The organism is Pseudomonas sp. TH08 (genome assembly GCF_016651275.1).
Classification (GTDB): domain Bacteria; phylum Pseudomonadota; class Gammaproteobacteria; order Pseudomonadales; family Pseudomonadaceae; genus Aquipseudomonas.
In genome coordinates this window covers 133,139-154,546 of sequence record NZ_JAEKEE010000006.1, presented here as the reverse complement: position 1 = coordinate 154,546, position 21,408 = coordinate 133,139, and the positions used below count along the sequence as shown (strand labels likewise).

Sequence of the window (21,408 nt, the reverse complement as noted above, 5' to 3'; positions counted from 1 at the left end):
CAGTAGTGTGGTATTACCTTAATGAAAGTTTTGAAAGGTCAGGACATCCTGGCACTTGGCTTTATGACATTTGCCCTGTTCGTCGGGGCTGGCAACATTATCTTCCCGCCTATCGTTGGCTTGCAGGCCGGACCTCACGTCTGGATGGCCGCGCTGGGCTTCCTGATCACCGCAGTGGGTCTGCCGGTGATCACCGTCGTTGCACTGGCCAAGGTCGGTGGGGCGATGGACGCGCTGAGCAGCCCCATCGGTAAAGTCGCCGGCGGCATTCTGGCGGCTGCGTGCTACCTGGCGGTCGGTCCGTTGTTCGCCACCCCGCGTACCGCGACCGTATCGTTTGAAGTAGGCCTGGCGCCGCTGACCGGCGAAAGCCCGCTGGCGCTGTTCCTCTACAGCTCGGTGTACTTCCTGCTGGTGTTCTTCATCTCGCTCTACCCTGGGCGTTTGCTGGACACAGTCGGCCGCTTCCTCGCGCCGCTGAAGATCATCGCGCTGGCAGTGCTCGGTATCGCTGCATTCGCCTTGCCGGCGGGTGACATCGGCCAGGGCACGCCGGAATACGTCGCGGCGCCGTTCTCGCAGGGTTTCATCAATGGTTACCTGACCATGGATACCCTTGGCGCGCTGGTGTTCGGTATCGTCATCGTTAACGCGATCCGCTCCCGTGGCGTCGAGTCGCCGAAGTTGATCACCCGTTACGCGATCATCGCCGGACTGATTGCCGGTGTCGGTCTGGCGCTGGTGTACATCAGCCTGTTCCGCCTCGGTTCGGGCAGCCATGAAGTGGCCGTCGGTGCAACCAACGGCGCGGCGGTATTGCACGCTTACGTGCAACACACCTTCGGTTCGCTGGGCAGCGGTTTCCTTGCCGTGCTGATCTCGCTGGCGTGCCTGGTAACGGCTGTCGGTCTGACCTGTGCCTGTGCCGAGTACTTCAGCCGTGTGCTGCCACTGTCCTACAAGACTCTGGTGATCATTCTGGCGGCGTTCTCGCTGCTGGTGTCCAACCTGGGCCTGACCAAGCTGATCGCCTTCTCCATCCCGGTGCTGACGGCGATCTACCCGCCATGCATCGTTCTGGTCGCGCTGAGCTTCTGCAAAGACTTCTGGCACGAACACGGTCGTATTCTCGGCCCAGTGATGCTGGTGTCGTTCCTGTTCGGCGGCATCGATGCGCTGAAAGGCGCCGGTCTGGCCGACTGGCTGCCAACGCAACTGTCGCACCTGCCGCTGAGCGAGCAGGGCCTGGCGTGGCTGGTGCCATGCGTGATGACCCTGGTGGTTGCAGTGGTTTGCGATCGCCTGCTGGGCAAGCGCAGCGAAGCCGTTGCCTGAGGTTGGCTGACCCGCCACAAGCGGGTCTTCAGCGCTTAAACAGAAATGCCCCGTATCAAACGATACGGGGCATTTTTATGGGCGTCAGGCAGTGTCTTTTTCCCTGAACTAACGTCGAAGGGTTGCATCGCTTTTATGCAGGCTCACCCCCACAGGTCCCGTGTTCACACTCCACAAGGAATTGCATGTCGTTCATCCAAGCCAATCTGATCCACCTGCTTGCCGCGTGCTGGTTTGTCATCTGCTGGGGCGGTTACACCCGCTATGCCACCTGGAAGGGCCGTGATACCGCGTGCCTGGCCAGCGTGCTGCACCTGTACCGCGAAGACTGGATGCGCCGCATGCTGCTGCGTGATAACCGCATTGCCGACGCCAGCGTGATCGGCAATCTGGAGCGCAACGCCTCGTTTTTCGCTTCCAGCACGTTGATCATCCTCGCCGGTATTCTCACCGTCCTTGGTGCTTCCGAGCGCGCGGTGTCATTGCTCGCGGATATCCCGATGGTGCAACAGGCATCGCAGGGCATGTCGGAGATCAAACTGCTGTGCCTGGCGATGGTATTTGTCTACGCCTTCTTCACGTTCAGTTGGTGCATGCGCCAGTACAATTTTGCGGCGGTACTGGTCGGTTCGGCGCCGATGATCGGTGAGCGCCATGTCTCCGAGCAGGAGCGCAAGGCGTTTGCTGCACGCGCGGCGCGGGTGATTTCGATGGCGGCCAACCAGTTCAACTTCGGCCTGCGCTCTTACTACTTCGGCATGACCATGCTGGCGTGGTTCGTCAGCCCGTGGTTGTTCATGTTACTGAGCGCGGGTGTGGTGCTGGTCCTGTACCGTCGCGAGTTTCATTCCGACGTTCTCGATGTAATGGTCTATACCCCTACAGAGGCGCCTATCCCCGAGGCGAACAAAGAGGTCGTTTGATGAGTATTCCGTTCTGGTGTGTGTTTATCAGTGCGCTGCTGATTTATATCGCGCGCATGCCCGTGGCCAAGGCCATGAAAGAGCAGGGTGGTTACAACAATCACCTGCCACGTCAGCAGCAGGCGCAACTGACCGGTTACGGCGCACGGGCGCTGGCGGCTCACCAGAACAGCATCGAGGCATTTATCCTGTTTGCGGTGGGTGTGCTGATGGCGCACACCACGCAAACCCAAGGATGGTTGATCGATGCCTTGGCGATCATTTTCGTCATCGCGCGGATTGTCTACTTGTGGTTCTATCTGGCGGATATACCAAAGCTGCGCAGTTTGGTCTGGCTGGTCGGCTTAGTGTGTTCGTTGTTGCTAATGATTAGTCCGACTTTTAGAACAGTCTTGCTCTAAGGCGGGATGACCGAAAAGTCACAGGCAAAAGAAAACCCGCACTTGGCGGGTTTTCTTTTCTCTGCATCAAGAGGCAAATTATTGCTTCTTGGCAGCTTCGTCTTGTGCAGCCTGGTTCGATTCAGCCTGAGCTTTGGCAGCTTCGGCGTTTTCTTTTGCGGCGTCGTTCACTTTATCCTGAGCTTTGTTCATGTCTTGCTGAGCTTGTTCAGCATGTTGGTTTGCATCTTGAGCTTTGTCCTCGGATTTTTTATCGCAGGCAGCGAGACCGAGGGAAGCGGTCAACATCAAGGCAATAGCTAAAGTCTTACGCATGGGGTGTTTCTCCTTATGGAAAATAACTACTGGCCTTAAGAACGTTGCCCTCAAGGTTAAGTTCCTCATTTCTTTCAGATATATAAGTTTGTTTTTCAACGGAACTTTTGCTGTGTTTGTCACTACTGGCCAAAGGCTCTAACGCGAGTAATTATCAAATGACCGAGAACCCCGTTTTTGAGCGTGCGACGCGATTTCTTTCGGCGTTGCGTCACTGTCAGGTACTCGGTTTGCGGGTGCATAGCGCCTCCAGCGAAGGGCTGACAGTGATCTTGCCGTACAGCGAAAAAATCGTTGGCAACCCCCAAACCGGCGTCATTCACGGCGGGGCCATCACCTCGTTGATGGACACCGCCTGCGGGATGTCGACGTTGTGCGTGCTGGCGGAATTCGAGGTCTGCCCAACCCTCGATCTGCGCATCGACTACATGCACGCTGCCGAACCGAATAAAGACGTTTACGGCTTCGCCCAGTGCTACCGGGTCACGACGGATGTGATCTTCGCCCGGGGTTTTGCCTACCAGGACGATCCCGAGCAGCCAATCGCCCATGTCGTTGGCACGTTCATGCGTATGGGCAAAGGCCTCAAAGGCACCAAAGGTTTCGGCGGCGTGGTCAAGGGAGAAGGCTCGTGAGTGATGATCTCAAGGAACAACTGCAACAGGCTCACGCTCAGGGCGACTATGCACCGCTGCTGAAACTGATTCCGTACGCCGGCTTAATCGGTATTGAGTGCTCGCGGGTCGGTGATGAACTGTTGTTCAAGCTGCCGGCGAACAAAGACAACATTGGTAACCCTTTATTGCCGGCGATTCACGGCGGGGTGATTGCCGGGTTCATGGAGCTGGCAGCGGCCCTGCATCTGCTGATTTTCACGGGCGCGCCAGGGGTGCCGAAGATCATCGACTTCTCTCTCGATTACCTGCGTGCCGGCCAGTTTCGCGACACTTGGGCCAAATGTCAGGTCTGCCGCCAGGGACGGCGCGTCGCCAACGTCGCCATTACGGCTTGGCAAAGCACCGAGGGCGAACCGATTGCGACAGCCCGTGCGCACTTCAAAATCGATGAGCCCTTGAAATCCTGAACAGCGCCCCCAACTCTGATGACAACCCGCCGCCGACCATTTCGGGTCGCGGCCACTGCCATCTGATTGGAGTTTGATGACCATGAGTGTGGAAACTCAAAAGGAAACCCTGGGCTTCCAGACCGAGGTAAAGCAGCTGCTGCACCTCATGATCCATTCGCTGTATTCCAACAAGGAAATTTTCCTTCGCGAATTGATCTCGAACGCCTCTGACGCTGTCGACAAGCTGCGCTTCGAAGCCCTGGCCAAGCCAGAGTTGCTTGAAGGTGGCGCTGATCTGAAAATCCGTGTGAGCTTCGACAAAGACGCCAAGACCGTCACCCTCGAAGACAACGGTATCGGCATGAACCGTGACGATGTGATCACCCACCTGGGGACCATCGCCAAATCCGGCACCGCCGATTTCATGAAAAACCTCTCGGGCGATCAGAAGAAAGATTCGCACCTGATCGGTCAGTTCGGTGTGGGTTTCTACTCGGCATTCATCGTTGCCGACCAGGTTGACGTGTACAGCCGTCGCGCCGGCACTCCAGCCAGCGAAGGCGTGCACTGGTCGTCGAAAGGCGAGGGCGAGTTCGAAGTTGCCAACATCGACAAGCCAGAGCGCGGCACCCGTATCGTTCTGCACCTGAAAGCGGCTGAAGACGAATTCGCCGATGGCTGGCGTCTGCGCAACATCATCAAGAAGTACTCCGACCACATCGCGCTCCCGATCGAGCTGCCGAAAGAAGCGGCCGCAGCTGAAGGTGAAGAAGCTCCAGCCGTTGAATGGGAAACCGTCAACCGCGCCAGCGCGCTGTGGACCCGTCCTCGCACTGAAGTCAAGGATGAGGAATACCAGGAGTTCTACAAGCACATCGCCCACGACTTTGAAAACCCGCTGGCCTGGAGCCACAACAAAGTCGAAGGCAAGCTCGAATACAGCTCGCTGCTGTACGTGCCGGCCCGCGCACCGTTCGACCTGTACCAGCGTGAAGCGCCGAAAGGCCTGAAGCTGTACGTGCAACGTGTGTTCGTGATGGATCAGGCCGAGTCGTTCCTGCCGTTGTACCTGCGCTTCATCAAAGGCGTGGTCGATTCCAACGACCTGTCGCTGAACGTGTCGCGGGAAATCCTGCAGAAAGACCCGATCATCGATTCGATGAAGACCGCGCTGACCAAGCGCGTGCTCGACATGCTGGAAAAACTGGCGAAGAACGAGCCTGAGCAATACAAGGGCTTCTGGAAAAACTTCGGTCAGGTCATGAAAGAAGGCCCGGCAGAAGATTTCGCCAACAAAGAGAAAATTGCCGGTTTGCTGCGTTTCGCATCGACCAATGGCGACGACGGCGAGCAGATCGTTGGTCTGGCCGACTACCTGGCGCGTGCCAAGGAAGGTCAGGACAAGATCTACTACCTGACCGGCGAAACCTACGCGCAGGTCAAGAACAGCCCGCACCTGGAAGTCTTCCGCAAGAAAGGCATCGAAGTGCTGCTGCTGACCGACCGCATCGACGAGTGGCTGATGAGCTACCTCAGCGAGTTCGACGGCAAGAGCTTTGTCGACGTGGCGCGCGGTGACCTCGATCTGGGCAACCTGGACTCGGAAGAGGACAAGAAAGCCGCAGAAGAAGTCGCCAAGTCCAAAGAAGGTCTGGTTGAGCGTCTGAAAACCGCACTGGGCGATTCCGTGGCGGAAGTCCGCGTATCGCATCGTCTGACCGATTCGCCGGCCATTCTGGCCATCGGCGAGCAGGACCTGGGTCTGCAAATGCGTCAGATCCTCGAAGCCAGCGGTCAGAAAGTGCCGGATTCGAAGCCAATCTTCGAGTTCAACCCAAGCCACCCGCTGATCGAGAAACTTGACGGCGAGCAGAGCGAAGAGCGTTTTGGCGATCTGTCGCACATCCTCTTCGACCAGGCCGCACTCGCGGCCGGCGACAGCTTGAAAGACCCGGCGGCTTACGTGCGCCGACTGAACAAGCTGCTGGTTGAACTGTCGGTTTAATCAAGTTGTAGAAAAACCCGCTTCGGCGGGTTTTTTCATTCTGGTGTTTAAGCAATCAGGAGTCAGAAATGAGCCAAATCACTGTACGTTCCGTGGTCTATCAGATTGATGGCCAGCCTTATGAAGGTCGTCTGGCGTTCGATGCCGAGCACAAAGGCGCGCGTCCGGGTTTGTTGATGGCGCCGAACTGGATGGGCGTTAGCGCCGGTGCCGAAGAAATCGCCAAGTCGGTGGCGGCCAAGGGTTACGTGGTGCTGATTGCTGACGTTTACGGGCAGGCCGTGCGCCCGCAGAACGGCGATGAGGCTGGCGCGGCGATGATGCCGCTGAAGAACGATCGCGCACTGCTGCGCACGCGTATGCAAGCGGCGTTCGAGCAGTTGCAGAAGCAGGGCGAGGCGGCGGTTGATACTTCGAAGCTGGCGGTGTTTGGTTTCTGCTTCGGCGGTTGCTGTGCGCTGGATCTGGCCCGTACGGGCGCGCCGGTTAAAGCGGCTGTGTCGTTCCACGGCACATTGGACTCACCGAACCCGGCCGATGCAAAGAACATCAAAGGCTCGGTGCTGGTGCTGCACGGTGCTTCCGATCCATTGGTGCCGAAAGAGCAACTGCCGGCATTTGAAGACGAAATGAATGCGGCGAACGTCGATTGGCAATTGCTGAGCTACGGCGGTGCGGTGCATTCGTTTACTGATCCGCATGCGAATGTGCCGGGCAAGATGATGTATGACGAGAAGACCGCCAAGCGCGCATTCAAGTCGATGCATGATTTGCTGGATGAAGTGTTCAAGGGCTGATTCTGGTAACCGGCGCCCATTCTGTGGTGCCTGACCTGGCCTCATCGCGAGCAGGCTCACTCCTACAGTTGGAATGCGTTCCCCTGTAGGAGTGAGCCTGCTCGCGATGGCGATTTTTCAGGCGATACAAAACTCAGGGCAATTCAATCCGCTCAATTTCCCCCGGCACCGTCGGCCAATCCCCGGCCGCCCACTTGCGCCGCGCCTCATCGATCGCCGCCGGATCGCTCGCAACAAAATTCCAGTTGATTCGCCGAGGCCCGTCCAGCGGCGCACCGCCGAACACCACGGCGTGCACATCGCTCTCGGCAAACAGGCTCATTTCTTCCCCGGCCGGCAACACCACCAGCGCGTGCGGCTCAATCGTTTCGCCATTCAGCTGTGCATCACCACTCAACACATACACCGCACGTTCCTGATGCTCGGTCGGAATCAGTAGCGTGGTCGCCGTCTGCATCTGCACTTCGGCATACAGCGTAGGAGAAAGCACCGGCACCGGCGATTCCAGGCAAAAGCCTGACCCGGCAATCATGCGGATCTGTACGCCAAGGTTATCGCTGACCGGCAATGTTGCAGCGGGGTGGTGGCTGTAATGTCCCGGGCCTTGCTCATGATCCTTGGGCGACGCCAGCCAGATCTGCAAGCCGTGCATTGTGAAGCTCTGGTCCCACAAAGGTTCCGGCGTGCGCTCGACGTGCGCGATGGCGCTGCCGGCGGTCATCCAGCTGACATCGCCGGCATTGACCAGCTGATCGGAGCCGAGGCTGTCCTTGTGCTGAATCTGCCCATCAAACAGATAGGTGAGGGTCGACAGCCCGATGTGCGGATGCTGTCGGATGTTCATGCCTTTGCCTGTCGGATAAACCGTTTCGAGCATGTGATCAAAAAACACGAAAGGCCCGACACTGCGGCATTTGGCTGACGGCAGCGGGCGCAGAATCGGTTGGCCCTCAACGTCTTCGGCGCGCGGGCGGATGATCAGAGGTTGCGTGTGCATGGTGCATTCCAGGCTGAGCGGGTGATGCCAGAAGCATAACCCGCCGCTGGCGCTGTAGTGATTACTGGCTATCGAAGCCTTGTGGGGCGTGGGTTTCGATGCTGACTTCGCTGGTGGTCATCAGCTTGTGGATCGGGCAACGGTCGGCAACGCGCAGCAGTTCTTCGCGCTGAGCGTCAGTCAACACGCCTTTAAGGGTCAGGGTGACGTGCAGGACGTATTTGCCTTTCTGCTCTTCGCTGTTGTCGCGTTTGACCTCGACACCCACGCCCGTCAGCGGGATGTCTTTCTTCTTCGCGTACATCTTCAGGGTCAGGGCCTTGCAGGCGCCGAGGGCGGCGTCGAAGTAATCGTGCGGCTCGGGTGCCGAGCCTTCGCCGCCGGCAGAGGCCGGTACGTCGGCAAATAATTCGAGATCATCGATTTTTACAGAGTGACGAAAACCTTCAGCGGAGACGGTATTGACGGTGACAGTCATGTGAACCTCACGGGCAGTAGGAAAAGTCGTTCGATCTAAAAAGACCTTGCAGTTATAGAGCATTCCCGCCGGCACGCGTTCCACTTTCCTGCGGGATGAACCCTTGTTGTCACGCTGAGGTCTAGGCTATGCCTACTTCCCGGAGATTAATTGTGTGCCTGTATCGTTTGAGTCTCGCCTGCCTCCTGGCATTCGCCAGCACTGCCAGCGCCCGCGAATACACCTACAGTGACGCGCACTTGCATTACGTGGATTTTTTCCAGGAAACCGCCGGTATGGTGAAATTGCTCACAGCCATGCAGGAAAGCTCCGTCGAGCATGTGATGATTTCCGGCATTCCCGTCGCGAAGAAATGGCACGAAGACGAACCCAAGCGTCCGCGTTATTACGCCGGTGACGACGCCGATGCCTATTGGTACAGCGCCACCGACGTGATCGTTGCCGATGCGGTGCAAAAGCTGACGCCTGAACAACGCGTGTACTTTCATCCGTTCCTGTCAGGCTTCAACCCCAACGACAAGAATTCCGCCGCGCATATCCAGCGCATGCTCGAGCTTTATCCGGGGCTTTGGCAGGGTATCGGCGAGGTGTTCACTCGGCATGACGATCTGACGGCGCTGACCTCCGGTGACACGCCGCGCGCCAATAACGAGGCGATGACCAAGATCTATCACTTGGCAGCGGAAAATGATCTGCCGGTGATGCTGCATTCCAACATCACCTCCAAGCGTGAGAGAAATCCGCTTTACCTGAGGGAAATCGAAGAGCCGCTGCGTAATCATCCACACACGCGATTCATTTGGGCTCACGCCGGGACCAGCGCCGAGATTCATCGGCATCAAACACAGCTGAAATTTTTGCTGCCCACCCTGACACGCCTGCTTGAGGCGTATCCCAACCTGTTTGTCGACCTTTCCTGGAGCATGCTCACCCCATACCTGCTGGACGAGCAGGGCAAGCCCCGTTCGGAGTGGTTAGCGCTGGTAGAGAAATACCCGCAGCGCTTCATGCTCGGCTCGGACGTGGTAGGGCGTTTCAATAAGCTGGGGGACGAGATGCGCAGCTTCAAGCCATTCCTTGATGCATTGCCCGAAGACGTCGCTCGTAAAGTCGCGCGGGACAACTTTCTGGCGATCTTGCCGCGAACAGAGCTAAAGTCCGGCAAAACCCGCTGAATCGTTAATTCCGACGGTTCGAAGTATCAAGGCCTTTTGATATCAGCTTTTGGTCTTACGCAAATTTTCGCCGGGCCGATACCTTCTAGAGCAACCAGCTGCAGGGTTGATGCAGCGCTTTTGGAAGGAACCAGAGCCATGAGTATCCGTAGTCTCAATATTGCCCCGCGCGCCGGCCTCGGTTTTGGTCTGTTGGCGCTCATGGTGTTTGCTCTCGGGGCGTTTGCCCTGCTGCAAATGTCGAACATGCGCGCCCAGTCTGACGAGGTCGATAAAAATTGGCTGCCCAGTGTGATGGCGGTCGGCGAGATGAGTCAGGACATGCTGCGCCTGCGCGCCCTGACCATGCGCCTGTTGCTCAATCGCGATCCGCAGGCGCTTGAGCAGAATGTCACCAAGCTCAACGAACTGCGCGGTGTGCTCAGCGAAGCCCAGCAGCGTTACGACGTGCTGATCGTGTTGCCCGAGGAACGCAAGCTGTTTGATCGCTTCAAGGTCGCCGAGCACCAATATCTGGAGCTTCAGGCGCAGGTCATGCAGTTGTCTGCGCAGAATCGCGTCGAGGACGCGGCGGCGATTCTCAATGGCCAGATGAGCCCGTTGGCCGATGAAATCGCGGTGGTCCTGCGCGAACTGGTCGAGATGAATAAGCACAACGCCAACCTCGCCACTGAAGCCGCACGGCTGGTGTTCATCAATTCGCGAGTGTGGGTCGGGGTGATGATCGGCGTTACCGCGCTGATCACCATTGGTCTGGCGCTACTCCTGACTCGAAGCATTGTGCTGCCGTTGGCGCAGTCGCTGGGCGTGGCGGAAGTGGTCGCAGGTGGCGATCTGACCGGCGATATCGACATCAGTGGCAAGGATGAGCCGGCGCGACTGCTGCATGCACTCAAGAGCATGCAGCACAACCTGCGTGACACGATTCGGCAAATCTCGGAGTCCTCCAGTCAATTGGCCTCGGCCTCGGAAGAGCTGAGTTGCGTCACCGAAGATGCCACTCGCGGCTTGCATCAGCAGAGCCTGGAGATCGAACAGGCGGCCACAGCGGTCAATCAGATGACGGCGGCGGTGGAAGAGGTGGCCAGCAACGCGGTGGCGACTTCCGAAGCTTCGCGTGAATCTGATCGCATTGCCCAGCATGGTCGTGAGCAAGTGCAGCAGACCGTGTCGTCGATCGAGTTTCTTGCCGAAGACGTGACCAATAACGCGTCCCTGGTTGAAGATCTGGCGGACAAGGTTCATGGCATCAGCAAAGTGCTCGACGTGATCCGCTCGATTGCCGAGCAAACCAATTTGCTGGCATTGAACGCGGCGATTGAAGCGGCCCGCGCTGGCGATGCCGGGCGCGGATTTGCGGTGGTTGCGGACGAAGTACGGGCATTGGCCCATCGTACGCAACAGTCGACCCAGGAAATCGAGCAGATGATCGGTGGCATTCAGCAAGGCACCGATTCGGCGGTCAGTTCGATGCAGCAGAGCAATGTGCGGGCACGTTCGACGCTGGAGCTGGCCAAGGCTGCCGGTACGGCGCTGGAGGAGATTGCTTCGGCGTTTACCCTGATCAACGAGCGCAACCTGGTGATCGCCAGCGCGTCGGAAGAGCAGGCGGCGGTGGCGCGGGAGGTGGATCGTAATCTGATGAACATTCGTGATCTGGCCATGCAGACGTCGGCGGGTGCCAATCAGACCAGTGCGGCGAGCCAGGAGTTGTCACGGCTGGCGGTGGATTTGAACAATATGGTGGCGAAGTTTTCGGTCTGAAATGCCATCCCTGTAGGAACTGCGGCACGCTGCGATCTTTTGATTCTGTTTTTCAAGATCAAAAGATCGCAGCGTGCCGCAGCTCCTACAGGAGGCGTGTTGCAGGCGAAAAAAAGCCCCGCATTTCGCGGGGCTTTTTGATATCGCGGCGGATCAGCTGCCTTTGACAGCCTTGCCGTTGACCGTGCCGTCCTGGAGCATGATGTTGTACTCCTTGCCGTCGGTTTCAACCTGTTGCAGACGGACCAGCAGGTAATCCCAATCCTTGGCGAACCAGAGGACGGTGATGCGTTTGCTCTGTGTCGGGTCGCGCACGCGCTCGACTTTGATCGCATCGATCTTGCCAGCCTTGGTGTCGACTTTTTCCGAACCCAGCACGCGGAAGTCATAGGTATCGACTTCGCCATCATCGACCACTTGGTAGCTCATGGTCTTCTTGCCGGCAGCGACGTCATGCTGCAGCGCCAGTTGATAGGTGGATTTGTCGACCATGCCACGGTTGAGCGGGATTTTCACCGCGTCGCCACGGTCGGTGCCGGTGACCATTTTGCTGTTCCAGTCGAAATCCAGATCAGCCTTCTTGGCCTTGCCCAGACCACCACGTTCGAAGTGATAGGACTGTGGCAGCAAAGTGTCCTTGTCCAGGGTCAGGGTGCTTTCTTCAGTCAGGCTGGCGATCATCATCGAGGCCTTGAAGCTGAGTTTCCAGACGCCGTTGGCTTCCTTGGTCAGGCTGCGTTCAGCGGTGCCGCTCATGGGCAACTGCTTCCAGTCGGCGGTGTAGCTGGCGGAGAACGGTTGAAGGTCCGCTGCCTGCGCGAAAGGCAGGGCGAGCAGAGCGCAAGCGAAGAGCAGGGCGCGACGCATAATATCTCCTAGTTTCGAATCAAGTGGCCGCTGGCCGCGAGTAACTGGCCATCCAGTAAAGCACCTTGCTCACCGAGTGCCAGCCTGCCTTCGGCAAACCAGCGTACTGCCATCGGGTAGATCAGGTGTTCCTGAACATGCACTCGCTGCGCCAGACTCTGCGGCGTGTCGTGCAACTCTACCGGTAATACTGCCTGTACGACCAGTGGTCCGCCATCGAGTTCCTCGGTGACGAAGTGTACGGAGCAGCCGTGTTCCGTGTCGCCGGCCTCCAGCGCGCGCTGATGAGTGTGTAACCCTTTGTATTTGGGCAGCAGCGACGGATGGATGTTGAGCAGGCGCCCTTGGTAGTGGCGAACAAAATCAGCGCTGAGGATGCGCATGAAGCCGGCCAGTACCACGAGTTTGGGTTGGAATTCGTCGATCAGTTCGATCAGAGCAGCATCGAAGGCCTCGCGACCTTCGAATGCCTTGTGATCCAGCGAGCGGGTGGCGATACCCGCATCACTGGCGCGTTGCAGGCCGTAGGCGTCGGCGCGGTTGGAAATCACCGCAGCGATGCGGACCGGGCTGTCGCCGGTCCGCGTGCTGTCGATCAAGGCCTGCAAGTTACTGCCGGTGCCGGACAACAGCACCACGACATCACAGGTTGCGGACATTAATGAGCCTTAAGGTTCTGCAGATCAACCTGAGCAGCGCCTTCGGCAGCGGCAGCGATCTGGCCGATGACCCAAGGCTGTTCGCCAGCGTCACGCAGAGTGTTCAGTGCTACTTCAACGTGCTCCTGAGCCACGCAGATGACCATGCCAACGCCGCAGTTCAGCACGCGGTGCATCTCGGTTTCGTCAACATTGCCTTGCTCTTGCAGCCAGTCGAACACGGCCGGGCGAGTCCAGCTGGCCACGTCAACAACAGCCTGAGCGCCTTTTGGCAGTACGCGCGGGATGTTGTCGAGCAGGCCGCCACCAGTGATGTGGGCCATGGCTTTGACGGCTCCGGTGTCTTTGATCAGCTTGAGCAGCGGCTTCACGTAGATGCGGGTCGGTGCCATCAGCAGGTCGGTCAGCGGTTTGCCGTCGAGTTGGATGTTTTCGATGTCGGCACCGGACACTTCGATGATCTTGCGGATCAGCGAGTAGCCGTTGGAGTGCGGGCCGGACGATGGCAGAGCGATCAGCGCGTCACCGGTGGCGACTTTCGAGCCGTCGATGATGTCGGCTTTTTCCACGACGCCGACGCAGAAGCCGGCCAGGTCGTAGTCTTCGCCTTCGTACATGCCTGGCATTTCAGCGGTTTCGCCGCCTACCAGCGAGCAACCCGACAGTTCGCAGCCAGCGCCGATGCCGGTGACAACCTGGGTCGCAGTCTCGACGTTGAGTTTGCCGGTGGCGTAGTAGTCGAGGAAAAACAGTGGCTCAGCGCCGCAAACCACGAGGTCGTTGACGCACATGGCGACCAGGTCGATGCCGATGCTGTCGTGCTTGTTCAGGTTCAGCGCCAGACGCAGCTTGGTGCCAACGCCGTCGGTGCCGGAAACCAGCACTGGCTGCTTGTAGCCGGCCGGGATTTCGCAGAGGGCGCCGAAACCGCCCAGGCCGCCCATGACTTCCGGGCGCGCAGTGCGCTTGGCGACGCTCTTGATGCGTTCGACCAATGCTTCACCGGCGTCGATGTCTACACCGGCGTCCTTGTAGCTCAGGGAGGGTTGCTTGCTCATGATCCAGGCCTTTAGGGGAGGGGATTCAGGGGTAACGACCGAGTTCAGCGGGAACATCGAAATCGAGAGGGCGATGGCCTAACGCGCGTTTCGAGGTGCCCGGCTGTTGCCGGTCTGCGAAGGCGCGCGATTTTATCAGGCTTGAGGGGCAGCGGCCATCCTCGCACCGACGGGCAGGGCCATATCAGCGGAAATTTTTTGCAATTGAGCGACGTGGGTGCCTGTATAAGGTGTGGCAATTAACCGTCTATCGTTATCACTGTGCAAAAACTTATCGCCGCCGTGTGAATGTTTTGCAACGGCCGAGGGTCACAGCCTTGCTCAACCGGTTCACGCGGCCTGTTCCAGCCGCTCCTGTCGACGGGAATTTTCCATGCGTTTTTGTAAATTGTTGTTTGTGGGCTGTTTGTCTGTGGTCAGCCTGGCGAGTCATGCCGAAAACCTCAAAGGCCTTTATCAAGTGCGAGAGCCGGTGCACGGTCAGGCACCGGAAGAACGTGATCGCGCCACTCAGGCGGCGCTCGATACGCTGGTGCTACGCCTGACCGGCGATCCGAAAGCCCCGCAGAACCCGGGGTTGGCGGCGATTCGCAAGGATCCGCAGCAGATCATCAGTCAGTTCGGCTTTGATGCCGGACCGCCGGAAGTGCTCAAGGTCGATTTCGATCCGACGACCACCGAGCAGGCATTGCGCCGCGCCGGGTTGTCGCTGTGGGGGGCCAGTCGCCCGTCGATCCTGAGCTGGTGGCTCAACGATTCGACTGAAGGTTCGAGTCTGGTCGGTGATGGCCAGGCCGCTGCGGCGCCTCTGCGTGCAGCGGCGCAACATCGCGGCTTGCCGTTGCGTTTGCCGCTGGCGGATTTGAGCGAGCAACTGGTGGCCACGGCGCCCGCGCTCGAGGGCACGGACCCTGCGCCATTGCGCGGCGCTTCGGAGCGCTACAACGCGGATGCCTTGCTTGCCGTGCATGCTCGCGAAGAAGGCGGGCAGTGGCAGGCCAAATGGCATCTGTGGCTGGGCGATCAAAAAGAGGCGGGCAGCGTGCAGGGCGCCGATCAGGCTGCCGTAGCCGACGCGGTGATGCTCGCGGTGGCCGAGCGCTTGGCGCCACGTTTTGTCGCCAAGCCTGGCGTTTCGGGTCAGCAGACTCTGGAAGTGCAGGGCATGAATCTTGAGCATTACGCAACGCTGTTGCGGTTACTCGAACCGTTCGGCGTGCGTCTGCAAAGTGTCGATGGCGATCGCATCGTGTATCGGGTCAATGGCAGTGCCGATCAGATGCGCGCGCAGTTGTCGCTGGCGAAGTTGCAGGAGCTGCCGCCCGAGGCACCGACCCCGGTCGATGCGCCGCAGCCTGCGGTTGCCGGTGCAGCACCTGTTGCGGCGCCAGCCCCGACACCTGCGGCGCCGTCGTTGCGGTTTCGCTGGTAAGTCTTTCCTTATATAGAAGCAGTAGGAGTGGTACATGGCAGATACGCGGCGTTGGTTCTGGCTCGGTGGGGTAGTCCTGCTTTGCGCGTTTGTATGGTTGCTGCACCCGATCCTCACGCCGTTTCTGGTGGCGCTGCTGCTGGCCTATCTGTTCGATCCACTGGTGGATCGCCTGGAGCGGCTCGGTCTGTCGCGCACTTGGGGCGTGATTGCAGTGTTTGCCTTGTTCACCCTCATCGTTACCGCTCTGTTGCTGGTGCTGGTACCGATGCTCGCCAAGCAATTGGTGCGCCTGTATGAGCTGGCCCCGCAAATGCTCGACTGGTTGCAGCATACGGCGCTGCCGTGGGCTCAGGCCAAGCTGGGGTTGTCGGATGGCTTCTGGAAGTTCGACAAGGTCAAAGCCGCTATCAGCGAGCACATGGGCCAGACCACTGACATTGTCAGTGTGGTACTGAGCCAGGCGACGGCGTCGAGTCTGGCGCTGATTGGCTGGCTGGCGAATCTGGTGCTGATCCCGGTGGTGAGCTTCTACCTGCTGCGCGACTGGGACCTGATGATGGCGAAGATCCGCAGCCTGTTGCCGCGTGATCGCGAAGAAACCATCGTGTCGCTGGCTGGCGAGTGCCATGAAGTGCTCGGCGCGTTCGTTCGTGGACAGTTGTTGGTGATGCTGGCACTGGGCGTGATTTACGCCGCGGGCCTGATGATTGTCGGGCTGGAACTGGGCCTGTTGATTGGCCTGATCGCCGGTTTGGCGGCAATCGTGCCGTACATGGGCTTCGTGATCGGCATCGGTGCGGCGTTGATTGCCGGTTTGTTCCAGTTCGGAGGCGATCTGTATCCGATGGTCGGCATCGTCGCGGTGTTCATGGTTGGCCAGGCCCTTGAAGGCATGGTGCTGACGCCATTGCTGGTGGGCGACCGGATCGGTCTGCACCCGGTGGCGGTGATCTTCGCCATTCTGGCTGGCGGCGAGCTGTTCGGCTTCACCGGTGTACTGCTGGCATTGCCGGTAGCGGCGGTCATCATGGTGCTGGTGCGCCATGTGCATGACTTGTACAAGGACTCCGACATTTATAGTGGTACGGATGAGCCCGAGTTGTAAGGGTGGCGGGCGACCCGGCGGACAGCCGGGTTGACCGTGTCTTGCGGGCGATGCTGGCAAAATACCGTCAGCGAAACGCTCATAAAACCAGTGCGTTAACGCAAACCTTTGATTTTGCTTGGACTCTGTCGCATTGTGCGCTCAGCTTCACGGGTATAAACTTCGCAAACTTCACACAGAGGCCACTAACGGTTCCTTGGGAACTGTTCAGTCAGCATGAAACCGATTCAGCTGCCCCTAGGTGTGCGTCTGCGTGACGACGCCACCTTCATCAACTACTACCCAGGCGCCAATGCCGCTGCACTCGGCTATGTCGAGCGTCTATGCGAAGCCGACGCCGGGTGGACGGAAAGCCTGATCTACCTGTGGGGTAAACACGGCGTAGGGCGTACGCATCTGTTGCAGGCGGCTTGCTTGCGTTTCGAGCAGATGGGTGAGCCGGCGGTATATCTGCCATTGGCCGAGTTGATGGATCGCGGTGTCGAAATTCTCGACAACCTTGAGCAGTATGAGCTGGTTTGCCTGGATGATTTGCAGGTGATTGCCGGCAAGGCTGACTGGGAAGAGGCGATGTTTCATCTGTTCAACCGTCTGCGTGACAGCGGTCGACGTCTGCTCATTGCGGCCTCCACTTCGCCGCGTGAACTGCCGGTCAAACTGGCCGACTTGAAGTCGCGTCTGACCATGGCGCTGATTTTCCAGATGCGCCCACTCTCCGATGAAGACAAATTGCGTGCGCTGCAATTGCGCGCCTCGCGTCGCGGTCTGCACCTGACCGACGAAGTCGGGCATTTTATTTTGACTCGCGGCACCCGCAGCATGAGTGCGTTGTTCGACTTGCTCGAACAGCTCGATCAGGCCTCTTTGCAGGCGCAACGCAAGCTCACTATTCCCTTCCTCAAAGAAACCCTCGGCTGGTAGCCATCCCTTTGGTTCTGCGGCTTTCAGCGCTTTGTGGCATATTTCAGGCGCCAGAAAATCCGCTTTCCTGCACGGTGTGCGGGCTGCGTATCGACTCAAATGGGCTTAAGCGCTTAGATGTAAACGAGAAACCGAGAAGTCACAAAAAGATCGATTGAATTTGCAAATGAGGCTGATAGCGGGCATAGTCTCGGCTTCTTTACAACTATCAGCCACGGTCGTGCCCATGCTAAAGCGCTTCGCACCCCTCGTGCCTCTCGCACTCGTCACCCTGTTGTACGGTTGCGCTGCTCATTCTCCAGTCCAAGAGCAGCCTCAACAGGTTAAAAATTCTGCCACTGCCCAGTCTTCCGTTATTTATCAGGAAGAGCTGGCAACCGAAAAAGAACTGGCCGATTTCAACGGCAGCAAGCCTTACCAGCTTCCAGTTCTGGCCGACAGCATCCTCGAACGCGGCATGTCCCTGATCGGTACCCGTTACCGTTTCGGCGGTACCTCTGAAGCCGGTTTCGATTGCAGCGGTTTCATCGGTTACCTGTTCCGCGAAGAAGCCGGCATGAACCTGCCACGCTCCACGCGTGAAATGATCAACGTGGATGCGCCGCTGGTCTCGCGCAGCAACCTTGAGCCGGGCGATCTGCTGTTCTTCGCCACCAACGGTCGTCGCGGTCGTGTCAGTCACGCCGGGATCTACCTGGGTGACAACCAGTTCATCCACTCCAGCAGTCGTCGCAGCGGCGGTGTTCGCATCGACAGCCTGGGTGACAGCTACTGGAACAAGACCTTCATCGAAGCCAAACGCGCTCTGGCGATGGCACCGACCGTGGTCACTGCTCGCAAGTAAATCCCCCGTTGTCGCTGCATTCGTGGCGACAAACAGGCTCCCGGCAACGGAGTAGACGTAGACTTTACAAGGTGAAGTTAAAGTCTTACTTGAAGTTTGCCGCGTAGCCGCTAGAATCCTGAATCTATATTGATGGCAAACCGCCTGCGTGCTCCGCAGGCGGTTTTGTTTTCTGTCCATCGGCAGAGAAAGCCGCAGCCAGATCAGGATGTTCTGCTTATGACGATGTCGGCCCGCCTCACATTGATGCTCTGCGCAGCGCTGCTCAGTGCCTGTGCCAGTCGCACACCGCCTCCTGCGCCGGTGGTTCGCGCACCGGTGGTGTTCGGCCCCTCTCAATCATTCTCGCCCGCTGCTGAAGACGTGCTGTTTCGTGCGCTCGGTCTGGTCGGCACGCCTTATCGCTGGGGTGGTAACACCCCGGATTCAGGCTTTGATTGCAGCGGCCTGATCGGCTTTGTCTACCGCGATGCGGCTGGCATCACGCTGCCACGATCCACGCGCGAGCTGATCGTGATGCAGGCGCCGAATGTCGGCAAGGAAGGCTTGCAGACCGGCGATCTGATCTTCTTTGCCACCAATGGCGGCTCGCAGGTCAGTCACGCGGGGATTTACGTTGGGGAAGGGCGGTTCGTGCATGCGCCGGCAACGGGCGGTACGGTGAAACTTGATAGCTTGTCGAAGGCGTATTGGCAGAAGGCTTATCTGAGCGCCAAGCGAGTGTTGCAGCCAGAGCATCTGGCGCATAACCCGTAGGAAAATCGCAGCAATCTTAATGTGGGAGCGAGCCTGCTCGCGAAAGCGGTGTGTCAGTCAACTCGATGGAGGCTGACACACCGCATTCGCGAGCAGGCTCGCTCCCACAGTTGTTTCAGGTCAAATTCAATATCACTTCGTGGCAGACACTCGCCACACCTTGTTCCCCACATCATCCGCCACCAGCAAGCCACCTTGCTGATCGATCACCACGCCCACTGGCCGGCCCAATGCATTCTCGTCCTTGTCGAGGAAACCGGTCAGCACATCCACTGGTTGGCCCGTAGGTTTGCCGGCGGCGAACGGTACGAAAATCACTTTGTAGCCACTGTGCGGTTTGCGGTTCCACGAACCGTGCTGGCCAATGAACGCGCCTTCCTTGAACTGCGCCGGCAGGGTGTTGCCCTCGGCGAAGGTCAGGCCAAGCGAAGCGGTGTGCGGGCCAACGGCATAATCCGGGGCGATGGCCTTGGCAACCAGATCAAGATTCTGCGGGTTCACCCGCACATCAACATGCTGCCCGTAATAGCTGAACGGCCACCCGTAAAACGCGCCGTCCTTGACCGAGGTGATGTAGTCCGGCACCAGATCACTGCCAATCTCGTCGCGCTCGTTGACCGCCGTCCATAGCGCGCCACTGGTCGGCTCCCAGGCCAGGCCGTTGGGGTTGCGAATGCCCGAGGCGAAGATCCGGTGATTGCCGGTCGCACGATCCACTTCCCAGATCGCTGCGCGGCCCTCTTCTTTATCCAGTCCGTTTTCGCCGACATTACTGTTCGAGCCTACGGTGACGTACAGCTTGCTGCCGTCCTTGCTGGCAATGACGTTTTTGGTCCAGTGATGGTTGATCGTGCCGCCCGGCAGGTCGGTCACTTTGATCGGCTGGGTTTTGATCTCGGTCGCACCGGCTTCGTAGTGGAATCGCAGCAGGCGATCGGTGTCGGCGACATACAGATCATTGCCGACCAAGGTCATGCCAAATGGTGAGTTGAGATTCTGTAGAAACACGGTGCGCGTCTCGGCGACGCCATCGTGGTCGGCATCGCGCAGCAATGTGATGCGATTCGGACTCGGCACGCCGGCCCCGGCCTTGCCCATGACTTTCTTCATGACCCAGCCACGAATGCCGCTGCTGTCGTCAGGTTTCGGTGGGGCATTGGTTTCCGCTACCAGTACATCGCCGTTAGGCAGCACATAGAGCCAGCGCGGGTGGTCAAGGCCTTCGGCAAATGCCGCGACTTGCGTGCCCGCCGCTGCGGTGGGTTTGCCACCCTGGGGCCAGCCGATCGCCGGGGCGATGTTCACCGTCGGGACCAGGGTCTTGTTCGGTTCGGGCAGTTTCGGTGACGGGCCGGTGCCGTCGGAGACTTGCAGGCTGGAGGATTCACCACAGGCGACGAGCCCTCCGGCGAGCGCGATAACGAGAGCGAGCTGGGTCTTGCGCATTGCTGATCTTCCCTATGAATGCATTCTTAATCATAGAGGCGCGCGCAAGACCGATGGTTCAACTGCTCAACCGCGGGCCTCCTTGAACAGCACGGCAATGCCGGGGTGATAGTTGCCGGCTTCGCTGCGCAACTTGCGGTAGGCGTACGGGAAATACCAGGCGACCGCGCAGGTGTGTTCTTTTTGCAGGTCGTCGACCATGTCCTGCAGTTCTTCCGGGCTGGCGCTGTGCTGGGCTTTTTGCGGGGCGACAAACAGGCAGCCGAGTTTGAGGTCGCTGGCAAAGCTGATGCGTTTGGCATCGTTGGTGATGTCGAGAAGGGCCTGGGTCAGGTTGAGGTTGTTGACCCGTGGCCAGCGCTGTGTGGCCTGTATGTAAGCGCGATCTTCGGCGCCGGCAACGAACAGATCAGCGCGGGCATTGCGCTCGCCTTCTTCATTTTGTTTGCGCGTAGGCGTGTCGTTCAGGGTGACCAGTTCGGCCATCCAGGCCGCTGCCGAGAGCGAACCGAGATTGGCCTTCTCGTCATGCCAGTACGGTGTGTCGCTGTCGCCCCGTACGGCGTTAAAGCGGTCGATACAGTCAAACCAGCGTTCAAGCACCGGGCGCAGAAATTCCAGGCGCGGGTTGCTGATGATCATGCCTTGCATCGTAATCATCCTTATTGTTGTGATGGGCGTTTTCGGAGAAAAGCATGGCTCTTTGATATCATTTGTATCAGTGTGGCACAAGATTGGCGCCAGATAATTGATCGGCGGCAGTTATTCGCCCGCTGACCCCCTCTTTAATTGACGCTCCACCCCCAACCCTCTAACCTTCGCGGCTTGTTTCAGGTGCTCTGTGACCCCCGTCGACAGAGTGAAACAGGGAAGCCGGTGAGGGTTGTCTTCAAGCGAAGTCACCACGATCCCGGCGCTGCCCCCGCAACGGTAAATGAGTAAAAGCTGCGCCTTGAGCCACTGCCTCGAAAGAAGCGGGAAGGCGCGCAGTCTGGCGAATGCCGCTCATGAGCCCGGAGACCGGCCTGATCCATCCAGCGGCATCACGGTGGGCGATGCCA

The 21,408-nt window shown here is 58.7% G+C and carries 22 protein-coding genes, 1 pseudogene and 1 riboswitch; of the genes and pseudogenes, 15 read left to right on the top strand and 8 right to left on the bottom strand.

The window, feature by feature from the left end:
* The first annotated feature begins 21 nt into the window (after positions 1 to 21).
* The 3 genes from brnQ to JFT91_RS27040 all read left to right on the top strand — a co-directional run bounded on the left by brnQ (position 22) and on the right by JFT91_RS27040 (position 2,659).
* Entirely contained in the window at positions 22 to 1,335 is a 1,314-nt protein-coding gene (gene brnQ / locus JFT91_RS27050; protein ID WP_201227390.1) for a branched-chain amino acid transport system II carrier protein, read from the top strand.
* Between the two features lie 185 nt (positions 1,336 to 1,520).
* Positions 1,521 to 2,258, top strand: coding sequence for a DUF599 domain-containing protein (locus tag JFT91_RS27045; RefSeq protein ID WP_201148222.1), 738 nt, complete (start codon positions 1,521 to 1,523; stop codon positions 2,256 to 2,258).
* The gene (locus JFT91_RS27040; RefSeq protein WP_201227388.1) at positions 2,258 to 2,659 is read left to right on the top strand and encodes an MAPEG family protein; all 402 of its coding nucleotides are present in this window, start codon (positions 2,258 to 2,260) and stop codon (positions 2,657 to 2,659) included. Before JFT91_RS27045 ends, JFT91_RS27040 begins: the two co-directional genes overlap by 1 nt.
* A 78-nt stretch (positions 2,660 to 2,737) precedes the next feature.
* On the opposite strand, the gene JFT91_RS27035 is transcribed toward JFT91_RS27040, so the two are convergent.
* Positions 2,738 to 2,974: a hypothetical protein gene (locus JFT91_RS27035; RefSeq protein WP_123465870.1), complete on the bottom strand. Its 237-nt coding sequence runs from the start codon at positions 2,972 to 2,974 to the stop codon at positions 2,738 to 2,740.
* 158 nt (positions 2,975 to 3,132) lie between these two features.
* Between JFT91_RS27035 and JFT91_RS27030 the strand changes: the two genes are divergently transcribed.
* The 4 genes from JFT91_RS27030 (at position 3,133) to JFT91_RS27015 (ending at position 6,842) form a co-directional block, all read left to right on the top strand.
* Positions 3,133 to 3,609: a PaaI family thioesterase gene (locus tag JFT91_RS27030; RefSeq protein WP_201227387.1), complete on the top strand. Its 477-nt coding sequence runs from the start codon at positions 3,133 to 3,135 to the stop codon at positions 3,607 to 3,609.
* Positions 3,606 to 4,058, top strand: a complete 453-nt coding sequence (locus JFT91_RS27025; RefSeq protein WP_201227386.1) for a hotdog domain-containing protein — start codon at positions 3,606 to 3,608, stop codon at positions 4,056 to 4,058. The genes JFT91_RS27030 and JFT91_RS27025 overlap by 4 nt, the downstream gene beginning before the upstream one ends.
* 82 nt (positions 4,059 to 4,140) lie before the next feature.
* Positions 4,141 to 6,045, top strand: a complete 1,905-nt coding sequence (gene htpG / locus JFT91_RS27020; RefSeq protein ID WP_201227385.1) for a molecular chaperone HtpG — start codon at positions 4,141 to 4,143, stop codon at positions 6,043 to 6,045.
* Positions 6,046 to 6,113: 68 nt separating this feature from the next.
* Entirely contained in the window at positions 6,114 to 6,842 is a 729-nt protein-coding gene (locus tag JFT91_RS27015; RefSeq protein WP_201234400.1) for a dienelactone hydrolase family protein, read from the top strand.
* A gap of 133 nt (positions 6,843 to 6,975) precedes the next feature.
* Here JFT91_RS27015 and JFT91_RS27010 read toward each other — a convergent pair whose 3' ends face one another.
* A complete protein-coding gene (locus JFT91_RS27010; RefSeq protein WP_201234399.1) occupies positions 6,976 to 7,839 on the bottom strand; it encodes a pirin family protein in 864 nt (287 codons plus the stop codon).
* A 61-nt stretch (positions 7,840 to 7,900) separates the two neighbouring features.
* The gene (locus JFT91_RS27005) at positions 7,901 to 8,317 is read right to left on the bottom strand and encodes an OsmC family protein (protein WP_201227382.1); all 417 of its coding nucleotides are present in this window, start codon (positions 8,315 to 8,317) and stop codon (positions 7,901 to 7,903) included.
* A gap of 128 nt (positions 8,318 to 8,445) precedes the next feature.
* Here JFT91_RS27005 and JFT91_RS27000 point away from each other — a divergent pair, with 128 nt between their 5' ends.
* From JFT91_RS27000 to JFT91_RS30335, 3 genes and pseudogenes are all read left to right on the top strand, one after another.
* Positions 8,446 to 9,492, top strand: coding sequence for an amidohydrolase family protein (locus tag JFT91_RS27000; protein ID WP_201234398.1), 1,047 nt, complete (start codon positions 8,446 to 8,448; stop codon positions 9,490 to 9,492).
* Between the two features lie 138 nt (positions 9,493 to 9,630).
* A pseudogene (locus tag JFT91_RS30340) lies at positions 9,631 to 10,401 on the top strand (MCP four helix bundle domain-containing protein); the annotation flags it as partial.
* Positions 10,393 to 11,256 carry a methyl-accepting chemotaxis protein gene (locus JFT91_RS30335; protein WP_518524902.1) on the top strand — a complete coding sequence of 288 codons (864 nt, stop codon included), beginning with the start codon at positions 10,393 to 10,395 and terminating at the stop codon, positions 11,254 to 11,256. The pseudogene JFT91_RS30340 and the gene JFT91_RS30335, both read left to right, overlap by 9 nt.
* Positions 11,257 to 11,409: 153 nt before the next feature.
* Here JFT91_RS30335 and JFT91_RS26990 read toward each other — a convergent pair whose 3' ends face one another.
* Genes JFT91_RS26990 through purM form a run of 3 tightly spaced genes read right to left on the bottom strand, consistent with a single transcriptional unit; the run spans position 11,410 to position 13,840 of the window.
* Positions 11,410 to 12,123 (bottom strand): DUF3108 domain-containing protein, encoded by a 714-nt coding sequence (locus JFT91_RS26990; protein ID WP_201227379.1) that lies wholly within the window; start codon positions 12,121 to 12,123, stop codon positions 11,410 to 11,412.
* 8 nt (positions 12,124 to 12,131) lie between these two features.
* Positions 12,132 to 12,782, bottom strand: a complete 651-nt coding sequence (gene purN / locus JFT91_RS26985; RefSeq protein WP_201234396.1) for a phosphoribosylglycinamide formyltransferase — start codon at positions 12,780 to 12,782, stop codon at positions 12,132 to 12,134.
* A complete protein-coding gene (gene purM, locus JFT91_RS26980; RefSeq protein WP_201234395.1) occupies positions 12,782 to 13,840 on the bottom strand; it encodes a phosphoribosylformylglycinamidine cyclo-ligase in 1,059 nt (352 codons plus the stop codon). The genes purN and purM overlap by 1 nt, the downstream gene beginning before the upstream one ends.
* A 373-nt stretch (positions 13,841 to 14,213) precedes the next feature.
* Here purM and JFT91_RS26975 point away from each other — a divergent pair, with 373 nt between their 5' ends.
* From JFT91_RS26975 to JFT91_RS26955, 5 genes are all read left to right on the top strand, one after another.
* Entirely contained in the window at positions 14,214 to 15,272 is a 1,059-nt protein-coding gene (locus JFT91_RS26975) for a DUF2066 domain-containing protein (RefSeq protein WP_201234394.1), read from the top strand.
* 34 nt (positions 15,273 to 15,306) lie between these two features.
* Positions 15,307 to 16,380: an AI-2E family transporter gene (locus JFT91_RS26970; protein ID WP_201227375.1), complete on the top strand. Its 1,074-nt coding sequence runs from the start codon at positions 15,307 to 15,309 to the stop codon at positions 16,378 to 16,380.
* Positions 16,381 to 16,596: 216 nt separating this feature from the next.
* Positions 16,597 to 17,301, top strand: a complete 705-nt coding sequence (hda, locus tag JFT91_RS26965; protein WP_008082931.1) for a DnaA regulatory inactivator Hda — start codon at positions 16,597 to 16,599, stop codon at positions 17,299 to 17,301.
* 226 nt (positions 17,302 to 17,527) lie between these two features.
* Positions 17,528 to 18,145, top strand: a complete 618-nt coding sequence (locus JFT91_RS26960; RefSeq protein ID WP_201227374.1) for a C40 family peptidase — start codon at positions 17,528 to 17,530, stop codon at positions 18,143 to 18,145.
* Positions 18,146 to 18,364: 219 nt separating this feature from the next.
* On the top strand, positions 18,365 to 18,901 hold the full coding sequence (locus tag JFT91_RS26955) for a C40 family peptidase (RefSeq protein WP_201227373.1): 537 nt from the start codon (positions 18,365 to 18,367) through the stop codon (positions 18,899 to 18,901).
* Between the two features lie 132 nt (positions 18,902 to 19,033).
* Here JFT91_RS26955 and JFT91_RS26950 read toward each other — a convergent pair whose 3' ends face one another.
* Both JFT91_RS26950 and JFT91_RS26945 read right to left on the bottom strand, forming a co-directional pair.
* Positions 19,034 to 20,347 carry a PQQ-dependent sugar dehydrogenase gene (locus tag JFT91_RS26950; protein ID WP_201234393.1) on the bottom strand — a complete coding sequence of 438 codons (1,314 nt, stop codon included), beginning with the start codon at positions 20,345 to 20,347 and terminating at the stop codon, positions 19,034 to 19,036.
* Between the two features lie 66 nt (positions 20,348 to 20,413).
* Complete coding sequence (locus tag JFT91_RS26945; protein ID WP_201234392.1) at positions 20,414 to 20,998, bottom strand: hypothetical protein; 585 nt, start codon at positions 20,996 to 20,998, stop codon at positions 20,414 to 20,416.
* A gap of 164 nt (positions 20,999 to 21,162) precedes the next feature.
* A riboswitch (cobalamin riboswitch) is annotated at positions 21,163 to 21,390 on the top strand.
* Positions 21,391 to 21,408: the final 18 nt, after the last annotated feature.